We start from the raw sequence: 24,785 nt of genomic DNA, 5'->3' as shown, positions 1-24,785 counted from the left end.
CCGGTACGACAGTTGCCGCGCCCGCCGGGCGGGCGCGGCGTTCCGAGAGACAGGCAGGTGTGCCGTGATTCTGGTGACGGGTGCGGCCGGCAATGCCGGCCGGCAGGTGGTGGCCGCCCTGCTGGCGGCCGGTGAGCCGGTCAGGGTGCTGGTGCGCGGGGAGCGGGCGGACGGCCCGTCCTGGCCCGAAGGGGTCGAGGTGGTGACCGGCGACCTCCGTGACCCGGCCGCGGTGGCCCGGGCGCTGGCCGGTGTCCGCCGGGTGTTCCTGCTGCTGGCCGAGGACGGCGGGGCGGGCTTCGCCGAGGCCGCTCGCGGCGGGGGCCTGGAGCGGGTGGTGGTGCTCTCCTCCAAGGCGGTGTCCGACCAGGAGTTCGCCGGGCTCGACAACCCGCTCTACGCCAAGCACCTGCGGGGCGAGGAGGCGGTCCGCGCCCTGGGGGTGCCGTGGACGTTCCTCCGGCCGGGCGGCCTGGCCTCCAACGCGCTGCGCTGGGCCGGGTCGGTCCGGCGGGAGGGCGTGGTCCGGGCGCTCTTCCCCGAACTGGCCGCGCCGCTGCTCGACCCGCGGGACCTGGCCGACGTCGCGGTGGCGGCGCTGCTGGCGGACGGCCACGAGGGGCGTATCCACACGCTGACCGGGCCGGAGATCATCACCGTCCGCGAGCAGGTGGCGGTGCTGCGGGAGGAGACCGGCCGCGAGATCCGCTTCGAGGAGATCTCCGAGGCCGACGCCCCGGCCGTTCTCGGGCCCGGTCTCCCGAAGGGGTTCATCGATATCTACATCCCGGTGCAGAAACAATACCTGAAGACCCGGCCTGTGGTACTCCCCGCTCTGCGGGAGATCACCGGCGGCCCGGGGAGGACGTTCCGGGAATGGGCCCGGGAGAATTCTGCCGCGTTCCGCTGAATTCCACCGGGGCAGGGCTGAACCCGGCGGCCGGATATCCGATGGATCCGGCCGCCGGGCGGTACCCGGGAAACTCTCAGGAATGTTCCGACAGTGCCTCACGGCCGTGCGGGAGTTCCCACCGGCCGACTGTGGTGGCGGCCGCGGGCCCGGCGGGGACCACGCGTTCCGGGTGCAGCTGGTCGAAGTTGTCGGCGAAGTTCTGGCGTATCACGTCGAAATTGGTGGTCTCCCGGAATGCGGGCAGCCGGTAGAGGTCGCGGGCGTAGCCCCAGAGGTGCGGAAACCCCTCCGGCCGGGCCAGCGACGTGGCCAGCAGCCCCGGGTACGCGACGTCAAGACGCGCCAGCGAGAGCCAGAGCCGCACGTCCGGCTCGGTGACGTCGGCGCCGAAGAGGTAGCGGTTGGCCGCCAGCCGGCGCTCCAGCACGTCGAAACGGTCGAAGAGGATGTCGAAGAACTCGGCGTGCCGGGCCGGGTCGGACTCGTGCCCGACCCGGTGCAGTCCGTTGTTGATGTCGTGGTGGATCCAGGCGTTGAACGCGTCGATGCCCTCCCGCAGAGGGAGCGGGTAGAGGTCCACGGACGGGTCGGCCCAGGCCTTGAACTGCGTGCACAGGTCCAGGCTGATCGCCCCCGACTCGTTGCTGACCAGGCGTCCGCCGAGGCGGTCCCAGAGCGCGGGCACCGACGCCCGGCCGGGCCAGTTCGCCACCGTCGCCTCGTACGCCTCGCGCAGCCGGGAGAACCCGTTGACCGGGTCGGGGCCCGAGCTGCCGCCGAACACCCAGCCGCGTCCGTCCGCGGAGTCGTCCACGTAGGAGAGCGAGACGGCGTCCTCCAGGCCCATGAGCCGGCGCACCACGGCCGCCCGGTTGGACCACGAGCAGCCCCAGGCGACGTACAGGTGGTAGCGGCCGGGCTCGGCCGGGAAGCCACTGGAGCCGTCGGCGGTGATCCGCCCGCGCAGGCCCTCCACCGCGCGGGCCGGCCCGGCCGGGACGGGGCCGCAGGACTCCGCCCCGGAGTCGCAGGACTCGTCCTGGGCGGGTGTCGCGCGCAGCTGCTCGATCGTCATGTCTACTCCTCGGATGGGAAGGTTCACGGCGCCCGCCGGTGCGTGAGGGCACGGGCGAGCCGGTTGACGGAGAGGGTCACGGCGGCGATCGTCAGCCCCGGCAGCGCCGTCAGCCACCAGTGGCTGCCGAGGTAGTTGCGGCCCTCGGAGACCATCGCCCCCCACTCCGGCGCCGGTGGCTGCGCGCCGAGGCCGAGGAAGCTCAGGGCCGACACCGCGAGGACGGCGGTGCCCAGTTCGAGCGCGGCGAGCGCCAGCACCGGCCCGGCCACGTGGGGGAGGACGTGCGAGGTGATCACCGCCGTCCGCCCCAGGCCCGCCGCACGGGCCGCCTCGACGTAGGGCTCCTGACGGATCCTGAGGACCTCGGCCCGGGTGACCCGGGCGAACCCGGCGATCCCGGCGACGCCGACGGCGACCGCGACGTTCACCGTGCCGAAGCCGAGCGCGGTCACCACCGCCAGCGAGAGCAGGATGCCGGGTACGGCCAGGACGACGTCGACCAGCCGCATCAGCAGCGCGTCGCACCAGCCGCCGAGCATCCCCGAGACGAGGCCGAGCGCGGTGCCGCCGACCAGGGCGAGGCCGACGGCGATCACCGGCGCCCGGAGCGACAGCGAGGCGCCGTGCACCACCCGGGAGTAGATGTCGCGCCCCAGGTAGTCGGTGCCGAACCAGGCGTCCGGGCCCGGCGGGCGGAACGTCCGGCGGGGCACCGCGGCGAGCGGGTCATGCGAGGTGAAGAGGTCCGGGGCGCACGCCCAGGCGAGCGCCGTCAGCAGGACGAGTACGGCGAGCAGCAGACCGGGCCGGCCGGCCGCCCTCCGCAGCGTGCTGCGGCCCGGGCCGCGCGACCGGTCGGCGCCCTGCCGAACGGCGGGCAGGGCGGGTGCTGCGGGCAGGTCGGCCGTCGTCGTCGGGTCCGCCGTCGCGGTCAGGTCGGTCGCGCTCTCAGCCATCGGCGGCTGCTCCTTTCCGGCCCGCCCCGTGCGAGCCGCGGGTCGACGATCGGGTTGACGAGGTCCACCGCGAGGCTGACCAGGGCGAACACCACCGCACTGAGCACCACCGCGCCCTGCACCACCGGGATGTCCTTGGCCTCCACCGCCGCTGCCGTGATCCGGCCGAAGCCGTCGCGGGAGAAGACCGTCTCCACGATCACCGAGCCGGCCAGCAGGTTGCCGGCCACCAGACCGCCCAGGGACAACAGCGGCAGCGCCGCGTTCCGGGCCGCGTGCCGGACCAGCACCCGGAGCCGGTTCGCCCCCTTGGCCCGGGCGGTGGTGACGTACGCCTGGTCGAGGGCGCCGGACAGGCTCCGGGCGAAGACCTGCGCCAGCACCGAGGCGGTGGGCAGTGCCAGCGTGACGGCCGGCAGCACCAGGCCCGCGGCGCTGCGGTCGCCGAAGGCCGGCAGCAGCCGCCACTGGAACGACACCACCTGCAGCAGCACCAGGCCGACCGCGAACTGCGGGAGCGAGATGCCCACCGCCGGGGCCGACCGCAGGAGCCGGGCGAGCCGGGCCGAGCCGGTCAGGGCGCCGGCGAAGGCGGTGCCGAGACCGAGCACGAAGGCGAGCAGCAGGGCCGCGCCGGCCAGCGCCAGGGTCTGCGGCAGTGCGGTCGCGAAGGTGTGGGTGACCGTGTCGCCGGTCCGCAGGGACATCCCGAAGTCGCCGTGCAGCGCGGCCAGCAGCCGGTCGGCGTACTGGACCGGCAGTGACCGGTCCAGGCCGAGCGCGGCGCGCAGGTCCGCGGTCTGCTCCGGGGTGGCGTCCCCGGTGCCGCCCTGTCCGCCGAGCATGATGGTGACCGGGTCACCCGGCAGCAGGTGGAGCATGACGAAGGTGAGGGTGAAGGCCGCCCACACCGAGAGGACCGCGTGCAGCAGGCGGGCCCCGAGACGGCGCGTCATCCGATGTCTCCTTCCCGGAGGCGGTGCGGGTGGTGGTCCCGGTGCGGGCGGCGGCGCCGGCCGCTCAGCGGGACAGCCAGGTGTCGTAGAACTCCGGCTGCGCGGAGCCGTCCAGCGCCGCGCCGTGCACGTCGCGGGTGAACGCGACCGCCTGCACCTGCTCGTACACCGGGATCGAGTACGCCTTCTGCACGATCAGCTTCTGGGCCGCGGCCGCGAGATCCCGGCGGGCGTTCTGGTCGACGGTCGCCGCCTGCCGGGTGAGCAGGGTGTCCAGCTCGTTGCCGGCGGCCAGCCGGGCGCGGTTCTTGGCGCCGGTCGCGAAGGCGGTGCGCAGCACGTCCGGGTCGGCCCGGGTCAGGCCGAACCAGAGCAGGTCGTAGGTGCCGGCGGCCTGCGCCGGGGCGAGTTCGTTCAGGGGCAGGCCGGCCAGCTCCGCCTTCACGCCGATCTTCGCCAACTGCTGCTGGACGAGCTGGAGGACGTTGCGGCTCGCGGTGTCGACACCGGGGTACAGCAGCTTCACCTTGAGCTGGGCGCCGTCCTTGCTGCGGACGCCGTCGCCGCCCGCCGCCCAGCCCGCCGCGTCCAGCAGCTTCCTGGCCCGGTCGGGGTCGTAGGACAGGTCGGCGGACAGGTCGGCGTACAGCGGCGTGGTCGAACTCAGCACGCTGGTGGCCGGCTTGTAGTTGGGCGACAGCAGCGTGCTGACCACCTCCGCGCGGTCGATGCCGCGGGTGAGGGCCGTCCGGACGTTCTCGTCGGCCAGCACCGGGTTGGTGGTGTTGGCGGTCAGGTTGTAGCTGACGCCGGGAACGGGCCGGGCGAGCAGCGTGACCCGGCCGTCGGCCAACTGCTTCTCGTCCTGCGCCTGGACGCCGATGACGGCGTCCACCTGGCCGGAGAGGAGGCTGCCGATCTGCACCCCGGACTCGGGGACCACCTTGTAGTCGATGCCGTCGAGGTGGGCCGCTCCCTGGTGCTTCCACAGGGACGATCCCCACGCGTAGTCCGCCCGCCGCACCAGCTGGATCTGCTCGCCCTGGGCGGCCGCCTTGAGGGTGAACGGGCCCGACCCGGCGAGGCCGCGCCCCTGGCAGCGGTCCTGCGGGGTGCCGGCCAGTGAGGCCGGTGACAGCAGGCCGAGCGCCGCGGTCGAGGTGGCCTGCAGGAACTGGGCGTTGGGCTGCGAGAACGTCACCCTGGCGGTGGACGCGTCGAGCACGGTGGTGCCGGTGTAGTCCGCCAGGTAGCTCGATCCGACCGCGGCCACGGCGCCGAGCTTGACGATGGTGTCGAAGTTGGCCTTCACGGCTGCCGCGTCCACCGGCTGTCCGTCGCTGAAGGTGGCGCCGCTGCGCAGCTTGAAGGTGAACTCGGTCGCGGTGTCGTTGACTTCGAAGGAGGAGGCGAGCCACGGGCGGGCCTGGCCGGTGGCCGGGTCCTGGTCGGTCAGCGAGTCCACCAGCTGGCGGCTGACCGCGGTGTTCCCGTTGGAGTTGTTGTTCTGCGGGTCCAGGCAGAGCGGCTTGCTCGCGATGTCGACGCTCAGCGTCCCGCCGGCCCGGGGCGGTCCGTCCCCGCCGGCCCCGGCGGCCGCGCCGGTGGTGCCGGGGGCGCAGCCCGCCAGGGCGAGGGCCAGGGCGAGCGCGGTGCCGGGGAGAAGGCCGGGCACCGCCCGGCGGGTGTGCTCAGGGCCGCCGGGCGCGGCGAGGGGTCTGCGTGAGCGAGGCATGGCGGAACTCCTGTGTACTGGTGGTTCGTGGGCAGTGCGGTGATCCGGCCGCCCCCGGTCCGGGGCATGCCTGACCCGGCCACCGGCCCGGGGGCGGCGGTGGGCTGCGGACAGCGCGGAGACGGGGGCGGGCCCCCGGGGGCACCCCTCGCGGGGTGCGGACGGGCAGGGTTCAGCGACAGAGCGCGCTGGCCTGGCGGACGAGGTCGACGTCCAGGCGGCGCATCAGCAGCAGTTGTCCCGGGATCACGTCATTGACCCTACGCGGGCGGTCTGCCTGCGGCTATGGTGAGTTGACGAGACCGGAGGACGATCGTTTACTTAAGCGCCAGTGAGCGCGGGAACGACCCGAGGGAGACGCGGATGAGCCGACAGGGACCCGCGGACGCACCCGGCGGGGACGAACTCGCCGAGCGCATCGCGATCGGACTGCTCACCTGGACGTTCCCCGCCGAACTGGTCGACCGGGTGCTCGCCCGCACCGGGCGGACCGAACAGCGCACCCGGCTGCTCCCGGCCCGGGTGGTGGTCTACTTCGTGATGGCGCTCTGCCTCTTTCCCGGCCTTAAGTACGAGCGCGTCGCGGAGCTGCTGTCTCAAGGGCTGGTATGGCGGCTGGGCGGGACGACCGACTGCCCCGTCCCGACGGCGGCCGCGCTCTCCCGGGCGCGGGCCCGGCTCGGCCCCGAGCCGCTCTGCGAACTCTTCGCCGCCCGCGCCGCGATGACGGTCCCCGGGCCCGGCTACCGGGGCCTGCGGGTGCTGAGCGTGGACCGGGCCTGGTTCGACGTGGCGGACTCCGAGGAGAACCTCGCGCACTTCGCGCCACCGCCGGCGGACGCGGCGTGCGCGGCGGCGCCGGGGGCGCGGGGGCGGGAGCCGGGCACGCCCCGGGTCCAGGTGGTGGCGCTGGCCGACGACGCGGGCCGGACCATCGTCGACGCCCGGATCGGCGCGGCCGCCGACCGTGTGGTGGTGCTGGCCCGGCCGCTGCTGCGCGGGACGCGGCGCGGCGACCTGGTGCTCGCGGGCTTCGCCACGGCGGGCGCGCGGTCCTGGTGCACGGCCCGCCACCACGGGGCCGAACTGCTCTGGTGCGTACCGGCGGACGCCGAGTTCCCGAGGCACGCGGTGCTGTCGGACGGCTCGTACCGCTCCGTGCTCGACGAGGCCGGCGACTGCGACTCGGAGGACGGCACGCTCGCGGCGCCGGTGCGGGTCCTGGAGCGCACCGTCGACGGGCGGAGACTGCGCCTGGTGACCAGTCTGCTGGACCCGGCCGAGGCGCCGGCCGACGAGCTGGCCGCGCTGTTCGCGAGCCGCTGGCGGTTCGCCGGGGCGCTCGCCGAGATGACGGCGGGCCGGTCCGGTGACACCGGACCGGCCCTGCGGGCACGTACCGTGCGGGGAGTCGAACAGGAGGTCTGGGGCCACCTGCTGGTGCACCAGGCACTCGCCGCGCTGCTGCGGCCCGAGACGGTCCTGCGCGAGACGGTGCGCGCGGCCGAGCCGTCGGCCCTGCCCGCCAGGGTGGTCAGGGTGCTGCGCGGCCGGTCCGGTCCGTCCGGACCGGACCGGCCGGCCCGCCGGGTCGGCTGACCCCGGGCACGGGGTCAGGCCGGGCCCGGCGCTCCGATCCGGATGGCCCCGGCCGGGCACAGCTCCACCGCGGTGCGGGCGTCCTCCCGCAGGTCCGCCGGGGGTTGTGCGGTGCGCAGCGCGACCAGTCCGTCCTCGTCGCGCTGGTCGAACACCTGGGGTGCGGTCAGGACGCACTGCCCGGCGCCGATGCAGCGGTCGGTGTCGACCTCCAGCCGGAGCTCCCGGCCGGAGCTCACCATGTGACCGGCAGACGGTGCAGCCCGTAGACGGCCTTGTCCGGTGCGTACTCCGCCCCGTCGGCGAGGCGCAGGTCCGGCAGGCGCTCCAGGAGGGTGGTCAGGGCGATCTCCAGTTCGGCCCGCGCGAGCGGCTGGCCGAGGCACTGGTGGATGCCGTAGCCGAAGGCGATGTGCCGCCTGGCGTCCCGGTGGATGTCGAAGCTCTCCGGGGAGTCGAAGTGCTCCGGGTCCCAGTTCGCGGCCGGGATGGAGGCGATGACGCCCTCACCCTCCCTGATGACCACGCCCGCGATCTCGACGTCCTCCAGCGCGACCCGGGGCACGCCGCTGTGGACCACCGACAGGAACCGCAGCAGCTCCTCGACCACGTTGGTGACCAGCGAGGGGTCGGCGCGCAGCGCGGCGAGCTGCTCCGGGTGCTGCAGCAGGGTCGCCACGCTCAGGGCGATCATGTTGGCGGTGGTCTCGTGTCCCGCGACCAGCAGCAGCAGCCCGGTGCTCTTGACGTCCTCGTGGTCCAGCTCGCCGGTCAGTTCGCGTTCGACGACCAGCCGGCTCAGTACGTCGTCCCCCGGGTTGTACCGCCGGGACTCGGCCAGCCGCCCGATGTACTCGCGCAGGTCCACCACCGACTGAGCGCTCTCCTGGAGCGTGCTGTCGCGGCTGAGCATCCGCTTGCCCCTGGTCTGGAAGTACTCGTGGTCCTCGTACGGCACGCCGAGCAGCCCGGCGATCACGGCGGACGGGATCGGTAGCGCGAACTCGGCCACCAGGTCGGCCGGCTGGGGCTGGGCGAGCAGGTTCGCCAGGAACGTGTCGACGATCCGGCGGATCTCCGGCCGCAGCGCGTCGATGCTCTTGATCATGAAGTCCCGGGAGAGCATCCGCCGGATGCGGTCGTGGTCCGGCGGGTCCATCCGGAAGAACGGCGTGCGCCCGCCGACGCTGGCCCGCACCGCCGGGGAGACGAACGGGAAGCCGTCGCGCCGGGCGTCGGCGCTGAACCGCAGGTCGGACAGCACACTGCGGACGTCCTCGTAGCGGGTCAGCAGCCAGGCGCCGGTGCCGTCGTACAGCGTGATCCGGCTGGCCGGGCTGTCCTTGCGCAGCCCCTGGTACTCGTACGGTGGCGCGAGCGGCTCCTGCCGGTCGAGCGGGAAGGCCGGTGCTTCCGGCTGCGGGGTCATCGTGATCCTCCGATGGCGGTGGGCGTGGCGGTGGCAGGGGTACGGGTCTCGGCGTGGGCGCGGGCCGCGTCCAGGGTGGCCAGGCTGTGTGCGCCCAGTGCCGTCCGCACCCGGCGCCGGGCGTCGGCGGGCGTCGCCGCCGGGCCGAACGCCGCGGCGATCCGGTCGGCGCGCAGGGCGACGGTGTGCCGGCCGGTGATGGTGGTCGTGCCCTTCGCGTCCAGGCCGACGATCCACTCGCCGAGGTGGGCGGAGGCGAACGGCGGGACGGTCAGCGGGGTGTAGACGACCCGGTCCCGGGCCAGGCCGAGCCGGACCGACGGGACGTCCTGGACGGAGCCGTCGGCGGCCCGGACACCGCTGAGCACGTGCTGGACCCCGGGGGCGCTCTGCGTCAGCGAGACCGTCGCGATGTGCGAGACGGCGCCCGGCCAGTCCTGGACCTTCCAGAGGAACTCGTACGCCGCCTCGGGACTGCCGTCGGTGCGGACGGTGTCCTGGAAGGTGAACACCAGCTCGTCCGGCCCGTGCAGGCTCTCGCCGTGCCGGCGCAGCGCGTCCAGGACGTCCGGGCCGAGCGGCGACGGGCCGGCGGCGTCCTGGCGCAGGGTCAGCCTGGTCGTGCCGGGGCCGAGCGGCTCCAGGGCCCAGCAGCCGGAGGCCGGGGCGGGCGCAGCCGTCACGGCGGGCGACTCCGGGACGGGCTTCGGGGCGGGCTTCGGTACGGGTTCCAGGACGGGCTCCGGGACGGGGTTGTAGCGGAAGTCGATCCGCAGGCCGTCGAAGGTGACGTCGTGCCTGGCGTCCCACCGGGTGACCCGCTCGCCGTCCCTGGTCCAGAACCGGGCCCGGCCGGCGGGAGTCGCGCCGGCGTCGGCCGGGAGGGCGTACACGACGTGCTCCAGGAGCACGGGCCAGCGGCGGACTTCGGTCAGCAGTCGCAGCAGGGTGGCGGCCGGCGCCCGGACGGTGACGGCGTGTTCGGTGGGGCTGGTCGCGGTCGGCTTCACGAGATCCTCTGTTCGCCGGGGGCCGATGGTCCTGTGGGCGGGCGGCCGGGCACGGACGTCCTCCCGCCCACGAACCTCGCAGCCGGCCGTAGAGGAGTGCTGGAACCCGGTTGGAGGCCCGGCGCGACCGGCCGGGCCCCCGGACCGCTCCCGCCCGGCTATCCGGTCGCCGGACGGGCCGCGCGGGGGGCGCGAGCCGGTCGGGGCAGGGTCAGGGTCACCAGGATGCAGAGCCCCAGGATCGCCGCGGCCGAGACGAACGCCCGGTCGTAGCCCGAGGTCAGGGCCGCGTTGAGGGTGGCCGCGTCGGGCACCGGCCCGTCACCCCCGAGCAGGCCGCGGGTGTGCGAGGACGCGATCGCGGTGAGGACCACCAGGCCGAACGAGCCGCCGATCTGCCGGGCGGCGTTCGCGAGACCGGAGGCGATGCCCGCATCCGCGCCCGGCACGCCGGAGGTCGCGGTCATCGCCACCGGGGTGAGGGCGAGCCCGATGCCGAGGAACACCAGGATCCCCGGCCCGACGATGCCGAGCAGCACCGAACCGGTGCTGTCCAGACCGGCCTGCCAGAGGAAGCCGACGGCGGACGCGGCCAGGCCGGTGATGATCAGCCAGGGTGCCCGGTAGCCACGGGCGAGCAGCTTGGCGGCCGACTTGGCGCCGACCACGGTGGCCACCGTGTGCGGCACGAAGACGAGGCCGGTCCGGATCGGCGAGTAGCCGCGCACGTTCTGCAGGTAGAGCGAGACGAAGTACAGCAGGGAGAAGAACCCGGCGCCGAGCAGGAACATCACGATGTTCGCCCCCGAGCGCTGCCAGACGGCCAGCAACCGCAGCGGGAGCAGCGGTTCGGGCGCCAGGCGGGCCTGGATGAGGACGAACAGGGCGAGCAGCAGCGCGCCGGCGGCCAGCGGGACCAGCGTGCCCGGCCGCCCCCAGCCGTCCTTGTCGGCCTGGACGATGCCGTAGACGACCGCGGTCAGGCCGGCCGAGACGGTCACCGCCCCGGGGACGTCCAGCTTGCGGCCGCCGAGCCCACGGTCGGCGGGCAGCCAGAGCCGGGAGCCGATCACGACCAGGGCCCCGATCGGGAGGTTCACCAGCAGGATCCAGCGCCACGACAGGTAGTCGGTGAGCAGGCCGCCGAGGATCGCCCCGACCGCACCGCCGACCGCTCCCACCATGCTCCAGGTGGCGATCGCCTTGGTGCGCCTGGGGCCCTCGGCGAAGGTCGTGGTGAGGATCGTCAGCGTGCAGGGCGCCAGCACGGCCGCCCCGAGGCCCTGCACGGCACGGGCCGCGACCAGGACGCCGGCGGAGGGCGCCAGTCCGCCGACCACGCTGGCCGCGGTGAAGACGACCACGCCCGCGATGAAGGTGCGGCGCCGGCCGTAGAGGTCCGCGGCCCGCCCGCCGAGCAGCATGAAGCCGGCCAGCGCCAGGGTGTAGGCGTTGACGACCCAGGGCAGGTCGGCGGCGGAGAAGTGCAGCGACGAGCGGATCGACGGCAGTGCGACGTTCACGATGGAGACGTCCAGGACGACCATGAACTGCCCGAGGCAGGCGAGCGCCACCACCAGGCTGTCCCGGTGCCGGGACGCCGGGCCGGCCGGCGCCGGCTCGCCGGCGGGCTGCCCGCCGGCGTCCGGCCGGTCCTCCTCCCGGCGGAGTTGATCGCCGGCCGTGTCGGGGATCCGCGCGGCGGACTGCTCCCGGCTCATACCGAGGCCTCCTTGTACGCGCGGGTCCCGACACTGCCGGCCAGTGCGCTCAGACTGTCCGTCAGCAGCGCCACGTCCTCGGCCGCCCAGCCCTCCAGCAGTCCGGCCAGGGCCCGGGAGCGCGCCTGCCAGAGCCGCTCCAGGACTTCCTGGCCGAGCGCGGTGACCCGGACCAGCTGCGCCCGGTGGTCGAGCGGATCGGGAGAGCGCAGGATCAGCCCGCCGTTCTCCAGCCGCTGGGTCTGCGGGCTGAGCGAGGACCGGTCGATCTCCAGCCGCTCGGCGACGACGGAGAGTCGCACGGGCTGCCAGCGTTCGATCTGGGTGAGCAGGGTGTAGTCGCCGGCCGGCAGGGTCAGGCCTGCCTCGGCGGCGATCCGCCGCTTGGTCGCGGGGGAGAGCAGCCAGCAGCCGACGGTGTTGAGGGCAACCGCCGCCTCGGCGATGGCACGGTCGGGCAGTTCCCGATCCGTGGTACGGCCGCGCGAGGCGGCACGGGTCTCCGGTGTCATGCCGTCATGCTAGACCGATTGGTTGGGCAAAACCAACCAAGAAACCCTTGCGTGGCAATCGAACTGTCGTGCCGTCAGCTCACCGCGAGAGCGGAGTTGATCTCCGCCAGCAGGGACCGGGGAGTGTCCGCCCCGTCGAGCAGGTCGTCGGCCAGCGTGATCCCGAACCGCCGGCTGATCACCAGTGCCGTCTCCAGCAGCGCCAGCGAGTCGTAGCCGAGGTCGGTGAACAGCGCGTCCGCGATGTCCCCCGAGAGGTCCACCCCTTCGTCCTCGCCGGCCGCCTCCCGCAGGATCGTCCGAAGATCGTCGATGCTCAGTGCGCTCATGTCGCTGTCCTCGCTCTTCTTGCCGGTACCCGGCGCCGGTGCCCGCGTCAGGAACGGGCGGCTGGGTCCAAGCTGGCAGCGGATGCTCCAACCGCACTGGAAGGCTCCTGAAGCCTCCCCTCCTCGGCCAGCCGCCGGTACACCTCCCGCACCGCGGCCGGCTCGGCGTCGCCCCCGGCCGGCCGGGCCGGCAGCAACGCGACCGCGGCGGACGCGCCCGAGGACACCGCCCGGTGCCGCTTGGCCAGCATGGTGAGGCCCTGGGCCGGCCCCGCCTCCACCAGCAGCAGCGGGCCGGTCGCCAGCAACGCGTCCAGGGCGGGCCCGAACAGCACGGGCGCGGCCGGCTGCGTCGCCCAGAACCCCGGATCGGTGGCCTGCCGGCCGGTCAGCGGCGCGGCCGTGTAGCCCGAGAACAGCGGCAGGGCGGGCGGCCGCAGCACCGTGGCCCGCAACGCCGGCAGGCAGCGGACGGCCGCCGCCGCCACCACCGGACTGTGGAAGGCACTGACCGTACGGGCCCGGCGGCAGACCAGGCCGGCCGCCCGCAGCCGGGCCTCGGCCGCCGCGAGCGGCCCGTCGGCGCCCGCCACCACCACCTGGCGCGGGCCGTTGACCGCGCCGACCACCACGTCCGCACCCAGCAGCGGCGCCACCTCCTCGGGCGAGGCGGCCACCGCCAGCATGCCGCCGGGCGGCGCCGTGGCCAGGTGCCGCACCCGGTCCGCCATCAGCGCGGCGGCGTCCGCCAGGCTCAGCACCCCCGCCAGTACGGCCGCGGCCACCTCGCCGACGCTGTGCCCCAGCAGGGCGTCCGGCCGCAGGCCCCGGTCCAGGACGATCCGGCCCAGGGCCCAGTCCACCGCGAACAGCAGCGGCTGGGCGCGCCGCAGGTCGTCCAGCGGCACGTCGGGGGTCGCCGACAGCCAGTCCCGCCTGATCGCGCGGCCCTGCGCGCCCCACAGCGCCAGCACCTCGTCGATCCGGGCGGCGAACGCCTCGTCGGCCCGGTACAGGCCGGCGGCCATCCCCGGCTGCTGCGCCCCCTGGCCGGGGAACAGCAGGGCGACCCCGCGCGTCCGCCCCTGCGGGGCGGACGCGGAGCCGCCCGGTGCGGACCCGGTGGAGCTGTTCCCTGCGGGGCCGTTCTCGGTGGAGCTGTTCGTGACGGACATCCGGTGAACCTCCGCTGCCGCGGGCCGGCCCCTCCGGCCGGCCCGTCCGGTCGGGCACTCTGCCAACGCCCGCTGGACCCGCCCTGGACGCCGCATCCAGGACACCGCCGAAGGATGGCGGGGCCGGCAGCGCCCGCCGCCGGCCGACGGCCCATCACCCGAGAGGGCGGCATGCGATACGAAGACGTCTACATCGCCTCCGCGGCCGACCGGCTGCCCGGACGGATCCGGGTCGCGGACGCGGTCGCCGACGGCCTCTGCGACCCGAAGGTCGCGCGGAGCACCGACCTGCAGTCGGTCTCGGTCGCGCCGGGCGAGGCGCCCGCCGAACTGGCCGCCGCCGCCGCCCGCACGGCCCTCGGCGCCTCGGGCCACGGCCCGCACGACATCGACCTGATCCTGCACGCCGACGTCTACTACCAGGGGCACGACCTCTGGGCGCCGGCCTCGTACGTGCAGCGGGTGGCCGTGGGCAACCGGTGCCCGGCCGTGGAGATCCGCCAGATGTCCAACGGCGGCATGGCGGCGCTGGAACTGGCCGCCGGCTTCCTGGCCGGGAGCGGCGGGACGGCGGCACTGCTCACCACCGGGGACCGGTTCGGCGCACCGGGCTTCGACCGCTGGAAGAGCGACCCGGGCACCGTGTACGCCGACGGCGGCACGGCCCTGGTGCTGTCCCGGCGCACCGGCTTCGCCGCGCTGCGCAGCCTGGCCACCGTCTCCGACGCGGACCTGGAGGGCCTGCACCGCGGTGACGACCCGGCCGGGGCGGCGCCGTTCAGCCACCGCCCCAGGGTCGACCTGGACGCCCACAAGCAGGACTTCGTGGCCGCCCACGGGATCTCGTACTGCGTCAGCCGGGTCTCGGCCGGCCAGCAGGAGGCCCTCAAGCGGGCGCTGGCCGACGCCGACGCCGAACTCGCCGACATCGACTGGTTCGTCCTGCCGCACTTCGGGCTGCGCCGGCTCACCAGCAGCTTCCTGCGCCCCTGGGGGGTGAGCCCGGAGGCGACCACATGGCCGTGGGCCCGCACCGTCGGCCACCTGGGCGCGGGCGACCAGTACGCCGGTCTCGCGCACCTGGTGTCCTCCGGCAAGGCCCGGCCGGGGCAGCGCTGCCTGCTCGCCGGGGTGGGTGCCGGGTTCACCTGGTCCTTCGCGGTGATCGACATCCTCGCCGAAGCGTCCCCGGTGCGCTGACCCCTTCTCCGGCGGCCGCCCCCGCCGTGTCCGGCCCCGTCCTGTCCGACCTCGTGCACCGGAGAACGCCATGCCAGCCGATCTCAGCCGCCGCCTCCTGCTGGGCGCGGCCACCGCGCTGACCGCCACCGCGGCGGTGGACGGCGTCGCGGCCGCCGCCGCCCCCGGGCCGCCGTCCGGGCCCGCCGCCGGCCTCGTCACCGTCACCCCCGGCGACCCCCGCTACCGCGAGCTGGTCACCGGCGTGAACCAGCGCTGGGTGGGCACACCCGGCCGCGTCCACCTGCCGCACTCGACGGCCGACGTGGTCGCCGCCGTCCGCGAGGCGGTGCGGGCGGGCCGGCGGGTCTCGGTGCGCAGCGGCGGGCACTGCCTCGCCGACTTCGTCCTCAACCCCGAGGTGGAGACGGTCATCGACATGTCCACCATGACCCGGGTCTCCTACGACGCCACCCGCCGCGCCTTCGAGGTGGAGGCCGGCGCGACCCTGCTCAACGTCTACGACACCCTCTACAAGAACTGGGGCGTGACGATACCCGGCGGCCTCTGCTACTCGGTCGGCATCGGCGGGCACGTCGCCGGCGGCGGCTTCGGCCTGCTCTCACGCGCCCACGGCCTCACCGTCGACCACCTGCACGCCGTCGAGGTGGTCGTGGTCGGTGCGGACGGCACCGTCCGCGCGGTGGTCGCCACCCGCGAGGCCGACGACCCGAACCGCGAGCTGTGGTGGGGTTACGCGGGGGGCGGCGGCGGCAACTTCGGTGTCATCACCCGGTACTGGTTCCGCAGCCCGGGCCGCGCCGGTGACCGGCCGGAGCGACTGCTGGTCAGGCCGCCGGAGGAGGTGCTGATCAGCGCCGTGCCCATTCCGTGGAGCACCCTCACGGAGGACAGGTTCGCCGCCCTCGTGCACAACACGGGCGCCTGGTTCGAGGCCAACAGCGGCCCCGACTCGCCCTACACCGCGCTCAGCGGCTCGTTCTCCCTCACCCACCGCTCCAGCGGCGCCGTCACCGTGCTCACCCAGATCGACGCCGGCATCCCCGGCGCCCGCGCCCTGCTCGACGCGTACCTGGCCGCGATCACCGCCGGGACGGGGGTCGACCTCGCGGCGCTCCCCGAACCCAAGCGGCTGCCCTGGCTGCGCGCGACCCGCTACCTCGGGACGGCCTCGGCGATCGGCAACAACCCGGCGGTCCGCAGCGACCACCACTCGGCCTACCTGCTCAAGGGCTTCACCGACGAGCAGAGCGCCGTCCTCTACCGCTACCTGACCAGCACGGCGGTCACCAACCCGAACGCGATGGTGGTGTTCAACCTGGTCGGCGGCCGGATCGGCGCGGTCGCGCCGCAGGACACCGCGGTGGCGCAGCGTGGCGCCATCCTCAAGGTCCTCTACCAGAGCCTGTGGACCAGCCCGGCGGACGACGACGCCAACATCGCCTGGGCCACCGGCCTGTACCGCGAGGTGTACGCCGCCACCGGCGGCGTACCGGTGCCGGACGGGCGTACCGACGGCTGCTACATCAACTACCCGGACACCGGCGTGGGCGACCCCGGGTCCAACACCTCCGGCGTCTCCTGGGCGGAGCTGTACCACGGCGTCAACCACCCGAGGCTGCAGCAGGTCAAGGCCCGCTGGGACCCGACCGACTTCTTCCGCCACCCCCAGTCCGTCCGGCTGCCCGCGCCGCCGCCCGGGCGGTGAACGGACGGTGACCGGGCGCCGGTCCGGGCCGGGGGGCGGGCTCGCGGCTCCATGAGCCCTCGACCGGTGGTGGACCGGCGGTTGTCACGATCAGGCCCAACAGCAGACCGGCCCCGCGCCGGACCCACGAACAGCAGAGGACACCGCATGGACGGTCGTGTTGTCATCACCGGAATCGGCACCGTGGTGCCGGGGGCGACCGGTGTGAAGAACTTCTGGGATCTCCTCACCTCCGGACGGACCGCCACCCGCCGGATCACCTTCTTCGACCCGTCCCCCTTCCGTTCGCAGAGCGCCGGCGAATGCGACTTCGACCCGGCCCTCAACGGGCTGACCGCCCGGGAGATCCGGCGGATGGACCGCTCCTCCCAGCTCGCCGTGGTCGCCGCCCGCGAGGCGGTGGCCGACAGCGGCATCGACCTCGCGGGCGTGGACCCGGCCCGGCTGGGCGTGAGCATCGGCAGCGCCGTCGGCGCCACGATGGCGCTGGAGGACGAGTACGTCGTCCTCAGCGACACCGGCGGCAAGTGGGTGCTGGACAGCGACCACGCCACCCCGCACCTGTACAACTACCTCGTCCCCAGCTCCATCGCGACCGAACTCGCCTGGAGCGTGGGCGCGGAGGGCCCCGCCGCCGTCGTCTCCACCGGCTGCACCTCGGGCCTGGACGCGGTCGCCCACGCCCGTGACCTGATCCGCGACGGCGCGGCCGACGTCGTCATCACCGGCGGCACCGACGCGCCCATCTCGCCGCTCGCGGTCGCCTGCTTCGACGCGATCAAGGCGACCAGCCCCCGCAACGACGACCCCGAACACGCCTCCCGGCCCTTCGACCGGACCCGCAACGGCTTCGTGGTCGCCGAGGGCGCCGCCGTGCTCGTCCTGGAGGACCTCGGCCACGCGCTGCGCCGCGGTGCCCGGATCTACGCCGAGATCACCGGCCACGCGTCGCGCTGCAACGCCTACCACATGACCGGACTGCGCCCCGACGGCGCGGAGATGGCGGACGCGATCACCGCGGCGCTGGCCGAGGCGCGTACCGACGCCACCGCCGTGGACTACGTCAACGCCCACGGCTCCGGCACCAAGCAGAACGACCGGCACGAGACCGCCGCGTTCAAGAAGAGCCTCGGCGAGCACGCCTACCGGGTGCCGGTCAGCTCCATCAAGTCCATGATCGGGCACTCGCTCGGCGCCATCGGCGCCATCGAGATCGCCGCCTGCGCCCTGGCGATCGAGCACTCGGTGGTGCCGCCCACCGCCAACCTCCACGATCCGGATCCCGAACTCGACCTGGACTACGTCCCGTTGACCGCCCGGGACCACCGGGTGGACGTCGCACTGACGGTCGGCAGCGGCTTCGGCGGCTTCCAGAGCGCGATGATCCTCCGCCGCCCGACCCTGCTGAGGAGCACCGTATGAGCACGGCAGTGGTGACCGGCCTCGGCGTCGTCGCCCCCAACGGCCTCGGCGCCGAGGAGTACTGGGCGGCCACCCTGGAGGGCCGCAGCGGCATCGGGCCCATCGAGCGGTACGACGCCTCGTCCTATCCGTCCCGGCTGGCCGGACAGGTCCGGGGCTTCGAGGCGGCCGACCACCTGCCCGGCCGGCTCGTCCCGCAGACCGACCAGGTCACCCGGTTCGCGCTCGCGGCCGCCGACTGGGCCCTGGCGGACGCCGAGGTGGACCTCACCGCGTTCGACCCGCTGGAGCTGGGCGTGGCCACCGCCAACGCCTCCGGAGGGTTCGAGTTCACCCAGCACGAAGTCCAGAAGCTCTGGACGCTCGGCCCGCAGCACGTCAGCGCCTACCAGTGCTTCGCCTGGTTCTACGCCGTCAACAGCGGCCAGATCTCCATCCGGAACAACCTGCGCGGCGCCGGGAGCGCGCTGGTCGCCGAGCAGGCGGCCGGCCTCGACGCCCTCGGCCAGGCGCGCCGGCTGCTCCGCAAGGGAGCCCGGCTGGTGGTGGCCGGCGGTGTCGAGGCGCCGCTCAACCCGTACGCGCTGGTCTCCCAGATCTCGCACGGCCTGCTCAGCCGCGCCCGGCAGGCAGCGGACGCCTACCTGCCGTTCGACCCGCGGGCCGAGGGATACGTACCCGGTGAGGGCGGTGCCCTGCTGATCGTCGAGGACGGCGACTCGGCCGGCCGGCGCGGCGCCCACCGGCGCTACGGCGAGATCGTCGGGTACGCGGCCGGCTTCGACCCCCGGCCCGGCTCCGGGCGGCCCCCCGGCCTGCGCCGGGTGATCGGCGACGCCCTCGCCGACGCCGGGCTGCGTCCCGACGAGGTGGACGTGGTGTTCGCCGACGCGGCGGGCCTCCCCGGGCCGGACCGGGCCGAGGCCGAGGCGCTGGCCGAGGTCTTCGGGCCGCGCGCGGTGCCGGTCACCGCTCCCAAGACCATGACCGGACGGCTGCTGGCCGGAGGCCCGCCGGTGGACGTCGTGGCCGCGCTGCTCGCCCTGCGCGACCAGGTGATTCCGCCGACGGTCAACACCGCGCCGGCCGACGACCTCCCCATCGACCTCGTGACCGGCGCACCCCGCGAGGCCCGGCTGCGCACCGCACTCGTGCTGGCCCGTGGCTACGGGGGCTTCAACTCGGCCCTCGTGGTGCGCCGGTGAGAGCACCGGACTCCCGCGCCGCCGCCGTCATCACCGTCCCCGTCATCCCGTCGACCCCGACGTTCCCGACGTTCCCGTCGTCCCGGAGGCTCTCATGCGATTCGGCATCACCTTCTTCCCGACCGTCGGCCCCGAGCACCGCGGTGCCGCCGACTACTACGACGAGGCCATCGAACTAGCCGTCCTGGCGGACAAACTGGGCTTCCACCACGTCAAGACGGTGGAGCACTACTTCTTCGCCTACGGCGGCTACAGCCCCGACCCGGTGCCGCTGCTCACGGCCATCGCCCGGAGCACCGAACAGATCCGGGTCGCCACCGGAGCGGTCATTCCCGCCTTCAACCACCCCGTCCAACTGGCCGCCCGGCTCGCGGTGCTGGACAACCTGAGCCGCGGCCGGCTCGACGTGGGGTTCGGCCGCGCCTTCCTGCCCGACGAGTTCGCCGCCTTCGAGGTACCGCTGGACGAGAGCCGGGCCCGCTTCGAGGAGGGAGTACGGGCGATCGAGCGCCTCTGGACGGAGGAGGACGTGGTCTGGGAGGGCAGCTTCCACCGCTTCGGCCCCGTCACCCTGCTGCCCCGCCCCTACCAGCGGCCGCACCCGCCGGTCTTCGTCGCCACCGCCAGCAGCCCCGCCTCCGCCCACGCCGCCGGACTGGCCGGCCGGGGCCTGCAGGGGGTGCCCGCGATCTCCGGCCGCCAGGGCTTCCTGGACATCCTGGCGGCCTACCGCGAGGGCTGGGCCGAGGGCGGTGGGGAGCCCGGCCGGGAGTCCGTCCAGATCAGCTTCGGGCTCTTCCTCGACGAGGACGGCGAGGAGGCCCGCCGGCTCGGCCGCTACGACGAGGAGCAGTACAGCGAGCGGATCGCGGTGGCCACCCGCGCCTGGGGCAAGGCGCGCAGCGCCGACTACCCGGGCTACGAGCGGCTGGAGGAGGCCGGCAAGCTGCTCCACTTCGACCGGCGGCTGAAGGAGAACCAGATCCTGGCCGGCAGCCCGGACGAGGTGATCGGCCAGCTGAAGGAGGTCGCCGATTGGTACGGCGAGGACATCACCCTCAGCTTCACCGTCCACTCGGGCAACCTGCCCCTGGAGACGTCCGCGCGGACGCTGCGTCTGTTCGCGGAGCGGGTAGCGCCCGCACTCGCCCGATGAGCCCCGGGCCCGCCGCCACCGCCACGGTGCCGCCCGCCGCCACGGTGCCTCCCGCGCCCGCCGTCACGGTGCCGCCCGTCGTCAGGGTTCCGCCGCCGCCCGCCGTGACGCGGGCCGCCGACGCCGGCCGCTGGGCCGTCCTGGACACCGAGGCCGGCCACGAACAGGTGGTCTTCTGCCAGGACCCGGCCAGCGGACTGCGGGCGATCATCGCCATCCACTCCACCGCACTCGGCCCAGCCCTGGGCGGTACCCGGTTCCGCGCCTACCCGGACGAGGAGAGCGCCCTGCGGGACGTGCTCCGGCTCTCCCGCGGCATGTCCTACAAGAACGCCCTGGCCGGCCTCGACCTCGGCGGGGGCAAGGCGGTGATCATCGGCGATCCGGCCACCCACCGCTCCGAGGCCCTGCTGCGCGCCTTCGGCCGGTTCGTCCAGTCGCTGTCGGGGCGGTACATCACCGCCTGCGACGTCGGCACCTCCAGCGAGGACATGGACGTGGTGGCCCGGGAGAGCAGCTACGTGACCGGCCGCACGGCCGAGCACGGCGGATCCGGCGACTCGGGCGTGCTGACCGCGCTCGGGGTGCTCCAGGGCATCCTGGTCAGTGCCGAGGAGGTCTGGGGGAGCGACGACCTGACCGGCCGCCGGATCGGGGTGGAGGGCGTCGGAAAGGTCGGCCGCCGCCTCGTCCGGCACCTGGTGGAGCACGGTGCGACGGTGGTGGTCCACGACGTCGATCCGCGCGCCGCCGCCCGCGCCCGCGGCCTGGTGCGGGGCGCCGCCATCGAGGTGGCGGCGGACCGCGAGTCGTTCCTCGCGGCCGGTCTGGACGTCTACGCGCCGTGCGCGCTCGGCGGCACCGTCACCGAGCACCTCGCCGCCACCCTGGCGGCCGAGATCGTCTGCGGTGGCGCCAACAACCAGCTCGCCTCGCCGGAGGCCGGGCGGATCCTGGCCGACCGCCGGATCCTCTACGCCCCCGACTACCTGGTCAACGCGGGCGGTGTGATCCAGGTCGCCGACGAGTTCGCCGGGTACGACCGGGCGCGGGCCCGCGCCCGGGCGCTGCGCATCCGGGACACCGCCCGCGAGGTGTTCCGGCTGGCCTCGCAACGCGGTGTCACCCCCGCGGCGGCGGCCGACCTGCTGGCCGAGCAGCGGATCGCCAGCATCGGCGCGCTCGGCAGGATCCACCTCGCCGGGTGAGCGGTACGCGTACAGGGTGATGCCCCGGCCCTCCGGCCGGGGCATCACCCTGTACGCACGGGCCGTGCGGGTCAGAAGTTCCCGAGCCCGCCGCAGACGTTGATGGCCTGGGCGGTGATGGCCGCGGCCGCATCCGTGGTCAGGTAGCCCACCAGCCCGGCCACCTCCTGCGGCGTGGTGTACCGGCCGAGCGGGATCCGCTCCTCGAACCGGCCGAGCACCTCCTCCTCGGAGGTCCCCCACAGCGCCGCGTACCCCTCGCGCACCCGCTCGGCCATCGGCGTCTCGACGAAGCCGGGGCAGACGGCGTTCACCGTCACGCCCGTCCTGGCCAGTTCGAGGCCGAGGGCCTTGCTGAAGCCCACCACGCCGTGCTTCGAGGCGGAGTACGGGGCAGCCAGGACGACACCCTGCTTCCCGGCCGTCGAGGCGATGTTGATGACCCGTCCCCAGTCCCGCCCCGCCAGCCCGCCGGCGGCCAGCACCTCGCGGGTGACCCGGAAGACGCTGTTCAGGTTGGTGTCCACGACGTCGAACCAGAGTTCGTCGGTCAGCTGCGCGGTCGGGCCGCCGCCGCTGCGCCCGGCGTTGTTGACCAGGATGTCGATCGGGCCGAAGGCCTCCGTCGCGGCGGCGACCAGCCGCCGGACGTCCTGCGGTGATCGGACGTCGGCGGCGATGCCGTCGGCCCGGTGGCCGAGGGCGCGCAGGTCGCCGACTGTCCGGGCCACCGCCTCCGGCGTCCTGGCCGTCAGGAAGACCCGGTGTCCCAGGTCCGCCAGGGTGGTGGCGCTGGCCAGACCGATGCCACTGGTGGCACCGGTGACCAGGGCGTTTCTCGTCCGAAGGTCAGTCACCTCGGTTGGTCCTTCCGCTGTCGGTTCGCAGGGTGACGGAGGTGGCCGGGGCGCACCTCCGCAGTCAGCAGGCTCGCAGCGGGTTCTGGAGGGCCGCTCCAGAACGGCTCCCGCGGCGTCCGGAGCACCTGCCCGGGCGGCCGGAGGTGCTGCTAGTGTCGCGCCGGTACCGTCCCGCAGGGCCCAAGGGCAGGAGAGACATGGACAGTTACCAGTACCGCAAGGACATCGCGGACCTCGGTGGCCGGGCCTGTCCCGGGCCGGGAGCAGAGCCGGGAGCAGAGCCGGTACTGGAGATCCGCGGGCTGCGCGTGGTCTACCACGGCAGCCGCGGGCCGGTGGTCGCGGTCGACGGGGTGGACCTCTCGGTCGCGCGCGGCGAGACGGTGGCCGTGGTGGGGGAGTCCGGCTCCGGCAAGAGCACCACGGCGCTCGCGGTCACCCGGCTGCTCCCCGCCGCGGCCCGCGTCGAGGGCGGTGAGATCCGTTTCGGGGGGCAGGACCTGGCCCGCCTGGACGAGGCCGGCCTGCGCGCGCTGCGCGGGCGGGCGATCGGGTTCGTCCCGCAGGATCCGGCCGTCGCGCTGAATCCGCTGCGGCGCGTCGGAGACCAGGTCGCGGAGGTGCTGCGGATCCACGGGATCGCCCGGGGTGCGCAGGCCCACGAGCGCGCCGTCGAGGCACTCGGCCTGGCCGGTGTGTCCGAGCCCGCGCTCCGGGCCCGGCAGTACCCCCACCAGCTCTCCGGCGGCATGCGGCAGCGGGTGCTGATCGCGATGGCCTTCGTGGCGGGCCCCGAGCTGATCATCGCGGACGAGCCCACCAGCGCCCTGGACGTCACGGTCCAGCGCCAGGTGCTCGACCACCTGGAGGGCCTGACCCGCGAACTCGGGATCGCCATGCTGCTCATCACCCACGACCTCGGCGTCGCCGCGGACCGCGCCCAGCGGGTGGTGGTGATGACCGGGGGCCGCGTGGTGGAGTCCGGCCCGACCGGGCAGGTGCTGGAGCAGCCGGCCCACCCGTACACGCGGAAGCTGATGGCGGCGGTGCCCGGCGCGGGGCGGACGCGGCCCGCCCGTCCGGCGCCGCCGGCCGGTGCCCCGGCCGCCGGCCCGTCTCCCGTCGGCGCACCGCTGCTCGACGTGCGCGGGCTGACCAAGGACTTCGCCCTGCCCAGGGGCGCCGGCCGGGGCGGCGTGCTGCGCGCCGTCGACGGCGTCGGCTTCACCCTCGCCCGCGGCGAGGCGCTCGCCCTGGTCGGGGAGTCCGGATCCGGCAAGTCGACCACGGCCCGGATGGTGATGCGGCTGGAGGAGCCCAGCTCGGGCACCGTCCGCCTCGACGGCGTCGACCTCGGCGCCCTGCGCGGCGCGGAGCTGCGCCGGATGCGCCGCCGGATGCAGATCGTCTACCAGAACCCCTTCTCCTCGCTGGACCCGAGGTTCACCGTCCGGCGGATCGTCGAGGAGCCCCTGCGCGCCTTCCGGGTCGGTGACCGGGCCGCCCGGCGGGCGCGGGCGGCCGAACTGCTCGACCTGGTGGCACTGCCCGAGAGCCACCTGGAGCGACGCCCGGCGGAGCTGTCCGGCGGCCAGCGCCAGCGGGTGGCGATCGCGCGCGCCCTGGCCCTCAACCCCGACCTGCTGGTCTGCGACGAGCCGGTGTCCGCCCTGGACGTCTCCGTCCAGGCCCAGATCCTGGACCTGATGGACCGGCTGCGGGCCGACCTCGGCCTGAGCTACCTGTTCATCACCCACGACCTGGCGGTCGCCCGGCAGCTCTGCGACCGGGTGGCGGTGATGCGCTCCGGCCGGCTGCTGGAGACCGGTCCGACCGCGCGGATCTTCGCCGAGCCCGAGCACGAGTACACCCGTGAACTGCTCGCGGCCGTGCCCGGCGGCCGCCGGGCCGCCGGAGTCTGACCCGGCCGAGCGCCCGCCCCCGGCCGACGGGGGGCGGGCGCCCGCCGTTCTTCCGGCCTCGTCCCGGCCGCACTGCTGCGCCCACTGCTGCGTTCGCGGCTTCGCCGCTGGCTCACCGCAGCAGCAGGTCGTCGCGTCGCACCACCCGGCTGCTCGTCAGCCAGCGGCCCTCCGAGCGGACGAGCACGTCCTCCACGACGCAGCTCGGGTCCCAGGTGACCGCGCCGGTCGCGTCCGTCGCGCTGACGATGGCGTAGTACCAGGTGTTGACCGTGTCCGCGTCCACCCGTTCGACCCGCAACTGGCTGAACCAGTGCCGGTGCACGGCGCCCCGGCGGCGTTCGGCGGTGCGGTGCAGTGCCTCGGCGATGGCCTGACGCCCGACCAGCACCTCGTTGCTGGAGACATGGGCGAACGACGCCGACTCCGTGAACGTGGCCACGAAGGCTTCCGCGTCGGAGCCGTCCAACTGCCAGGCCTGCCGGGCGTACAGGGCCAGGATCTCGGTGTACAGCTCGGCGCCGGCGGGTCCGGCCGCCGCGTCGCCGGCAAGGTCCGTCGCGGGGTCCGTCGCGGGGTCCGTCGCGGGGTCTGCCGCCTGGGGTGCTGTCGGGTGGGTCGTCGGTGCCACGGGTGTCCTCCGTCCGAGCCGCGTGCCGCGGTGCGCGGCCGGGTCTGCACCCGACCGTCC

At 74.6% G+C, this 24,785-nt stretch carries 22 protein-coding genes; 9 read left to right on the top strand and 13 right to left on the bottom strand.

Going from position 1 to position 24,785, the window contains the following annotated elements; translation table 11 throughout:
* Positions 1 to 64: 64 nt before the first annotated feature.
* Positions 65 to 910, top strand: coding sequence for an SDR family oxidoreductase (locus ACFUK0_RS15275; protein ID WP_380250128.1), 846 nt, complete (start codon positions 65 to 67; stop codon positions 908 to 910).
* A gap of 76 nt (positions 911 to 986) precedes the next feature.
* Here the strand turns inward: ACFUK0_RS15275 and ACFUK0_RS15270 are convergent, their stop codons facing one another.
* From ACFUK0_RS15270 to ACFUK0_RS15255, 4 genes are all read right to left on the bottom strand, one after another.
* Positions 987 to 1,988 carry a glutathione S-transferase C-terminal domain-containing protein gene (locus tag ACFUK0_RS15270; protein WP_380250126.1) on the bottom strand — a complete coding sequence of 334 codons (1,002 nt, stop codon included), beginning with the start codon at positions 1,986 to 1,988 and terminating at the stop codon, positions 987 to 989.
* Positions 1,989 to 2,011: 23 nt separating this feature from the next.
* Complete coding sequence (locus ACFUK0_RS15265; protein ID WP_380250124.1) at positions 2,012 to 2,947, bottom strand: ABC transporter permease; 936 nt, start codon at positions 2,945 to 2,947, stop codon at positions 2,012 to 2,014.
* Positions 2,923 to 3,903, bottom strand: a complete 981-nt coding sequence (locus ACFUK0_RS15260; protein WP_380250122.1) for an ABC transporter permease — start codon at positions 3,901 to 3,903, stop codon at positions 2,923 to 2,925. The genes ACFUK0_RS15265 and ACFUK0_RS15260 overlap by 25 nt, the downstream gene beginning before the upstream one ends.
* A gap of 64 nt (positions 3,904 to 3,967) precedes the next feature.
* On the bottom strand, positions 3,968 to 5,638 hold the full coding sequence (locus tag ACFUK0_RS15255) for an ABC transporter substrate-binding protein (protein WP_380250120.1): 1,671 nt from the start codon (positions 5,636 to 5,638) through the stop codon (positions 3,968 to 3,970).
* 363 nt (positions 5,639 to 6,001) lie between these two features.
* Here ACFUK0_RS15255 and ACFUK0_RS15250 point away from each other — a divergent pair, with 363 nt between their 5' ends.
* Positions 6,002 to 7,237 carry a transposase domain-containing protein gene (locus tag ACFUK0_RS15250; protein WP_380250118.1) on the top strand — a complete coding sequence of 412 codons (1,236 nt, stop codon included), beginning with the start codon at positions 6,002 to 6,004 and terminating at the stop codon, positions 7,235 to 7,237.
* Positions 7,238 to 7,251: 14 nt separating this feature from the next.
* On the opposite strand, the gene ACFUK0_RS15245 is transcribed toward ACFUK0_RS15250, so the two are convergent.
* The 7 genes from ACFUK0_RS15245 to ACFUK0_RS15215 form a co-directional block, all read right to left on the bottom strand.
* Positions 7,252 to 7,479, bottom strand: coding sequence for a ferredoxin (locus tag ACFUK0_RS15245; RefSeq protein ID WP_380250116.1), 228 nt, complete (start codon positions 7,477 to 7,479; stop codon positions 7,252 to 7,254).
* Positions 7,473 to 8,666 carry a cytochrome P450 gene (locus ACFUK0_RS15240; RefSeq protein WP_380250114.1) on the bottom strand — a complete coding sequence of 398 codons (1,194 nt, stop codon included), beginning with the start codon at positions 8,664 to 8,666 and terminating at the stop codon, positions 7,473 to 7,475. The genes ACFUK0_RS15245 and ACFUK0_RS15240 overlap by 7 nt, the downstream gene beginning before the upstream one ends.
* Positions 8,663 to 9,676 carry a hypothetical protein gene (locus ACFUK0_RS15235; RefSeq protein ID WP_380250112.1) on the bottom strand — a complete coding sequence of 338 codons (1,014 nt, stop codon included), beginning with the start codon at positions 9,674 to 9,676 and terminating at the stop codon, positions 8,663 to 8,665. Before ACFUK0_RS15235 ends, ACFUK0_RS15240 begins: the two co-directional genes overlap by 4 nt.
* A 158-nt stretch (positions 9,677 to 9,834) precedes the next feature.
* Positions 9,835 to 11,397, bottom strand: a complete 1,563-nt coding sequence (locus tag ACFUK0_RS15230; RefSeq protein ID WP_380250110.1) for an MFS transporter — start codon at positions 11,395 to 11,397, stop codon at positions 9,835 to 9,837.
* Entirely contained in the window at positions 11,394 to 11,909 is a 516-nt protein-coding gene (locus tag ACFUK0_RS15225; protein WP_380250108.1) for a MarR family winged helix-turn-helix transcriptional regulator, read from the bottom strand. Before ACFUK0_RS15225 ends, ACFUK0_RS15230 begins: the two co-directional genes overlap by 4 nt.
* Before the next feature lie 74 nt (positions 11,910 to 11,983).
* Positions 11,984 to 12,238, bottom strand: coding sequence for an acyl carrier protein (locus ACFUK0_RS15220; protein WP_380250106.1), 255 nt, complete (start codon positions 12,236 to 12,238; stop codon positions 11,984 to 11,986).
* A 47-nt stretch (positions 12,239 to 12,285) separates the two neighbouring features.
* Positions 12,286 to 13,413 (bottom strand): acyltransferase domain-containing protein, encoded by a 1,128-nt coding sequence (locus ACFUK0_RS15215; protein ID WP_380250104.1) that lies wholly within the window; start codon positions 13,411 to 13,413, stop codon positions 12,286 to 12,288.
* 171 nt (positions 13,414 to 13,584) lie between these two features.
* On the opposite strand from ACFUK0_RS15215, the gene ACFUK0_RS15210 reads away from it, so the two are divergent.
* The 6 genes from ACFUK0_RS15210 (at position 13,585) to ACFUK0_RS15185 (ending at position 21,312) form a co-directional block, all read left to right on the top strand.
* Complete coding sequence (locus ACFUK0_RS15210) at positions 13,585 to 14,613, top strand: ketoacyl-ACP synthase III family protein (protein ID WP_380250102.1); 1,029 nt, start codon at positions 13,585 to 13,587, stop codon at positions 14,611 to 14,613.
* A 70-nt stretch (positions 14,614 to 14,683) separates the two neighbouring features.
* Positions 14,684 to 16,321 (top strand): FAD-binding oxidoreductase, encoded by a 1,638-nt coding sequence (locus ACFUK0_RS15205; RefSeq protein ID WP_380250100.1) that lies wholly within the window; start codon positions 14,684 to 14,686, stop codon positions 16,319 to 16,321.
* Positions 16,322 to 16,468: 147 nt separating this feature from the next.
* Positions 16,469 to 17,743, top strand: a complete 1,275-nt coding sequence (locus tag ACFUK0_RS15200; RefSeq protein ID WP_380250098.1) for a beta-ketoacyl-[acyl-carrier-protein] synthase family protein — start codon at positions 16,469 to 16,471, stop codon at positions 17,741 to 17,743.
* Positions 17,740 to 18,948 (top strand): ketosynthase chain-length factor, encoded by a 1,209-nt coding sequence (locus ACFUK0_RS15195; protein ID WP_380250096.1) that lies wholly within the window; start codon positions 17,740 to 17,742, stop codon positions 18,946 to 18,948. Before ACFUK0_RS15200 ends, ACFUK0_RS15195 begins: the two co-directional genes overlap by 4 nt.
* 94 nt (positions 18,949 to 19,042) lie before the next feature.
* Entirely contained in the window at positions 19,043 to 20,104 is a 1,062-nt protein-coding gene (locus ACFUK0_RS15190) for an LLM class flavin-dependent oxidoreductase (RefSeq protein WP_380250094.1), read from the top strand.
* Positions 20,101 to 21,312 carry a Glu/Leu/Phe/Val dehydrogenase gene (locus ACFUK0_RS15185; RefSeq protein WP_380250092.1) on the top strand — a complete coding sequence of 404 codons (1,212 nt, stop codon included), beginning with the start codon at positions 20,101 to 20,103 and terminating at the stop codon, positions 21,310 to 21,312. Before ACFUK0_RS15190 ends, ACFUK0_RS15185 begins: the two co-directional genes overlap by 4 nt.
* 71 nt (positions 21,313 to 21,383) lie before the next feature.
* Here ACFUK0_RS15185 and ACFUK0_RS15180 read toward each other — a convergent pair whose 3' ends face one another.
* Complete coding sequence (locus ACFUK0_RS15180; RefSeq protein WP_380250090.1) at positions 21,384 to 22,169, bottom strand: SDR family NAD(P)-dependent oxidoreductase; 786 nt, start codon at positions 22,167 to 22,169, stop codon at positions 21,384 to 21,386.
* A 200-nt stretch (positions 22,170 to 22,369) separates the two neighbouring features.
* Between ACFUK0_RS15180 and ACFUK0_RS15175 the strand changes: the two genes are divergently transcribed.
* Positions 22,370 to 24,094 carry a dipeptide ABC transporter ATP-binding protein gene (locus ACFUK0_RS15175; protein ID WP_380250088.1) on the top strand — a complete coding sequence of 575 codons (1,725 nt, stop codon included), beginning with the start codon at positions 22,370 to 22,372 and terminating at the stop codon, positions 24,092 to 24,094.
* Positions 24,095 to 24,206: 112 nt separating this feature from the next.
* Here ACFUK0_RS15175 and ACFUK0_RS15170 read toward each other — a convergent pair whose 3' ends face one another.
* Complete coding sequence (locus tag ACFUK0_RS15170) at positions 24,207 to 24,725, bottom strand: nuclear transport factor 2 family protein (RefSeq protein ID WP_380250086.1); 519 nt, start codon at positions 24,723 to 24,725, stop codon at positions 24,207 to 24,209.
* Positions 24,726 to 24,785: the final 60 nt, after the last annotated feature.

It is taken from the genome of Kitasatospora sp. NPDC057223 (assembly GCF_042669755.1).
GTDB lineage: Bacteria > Actinomycetota > Actinomycetes > Streptomycetales > Streptomycetaceae > Kitasatospora.
The sequence above is the reverse complement of the archived record's forward strand: the minus strand, read 5'-3'. Positions and strand labels throughout refer to the sequence as shown.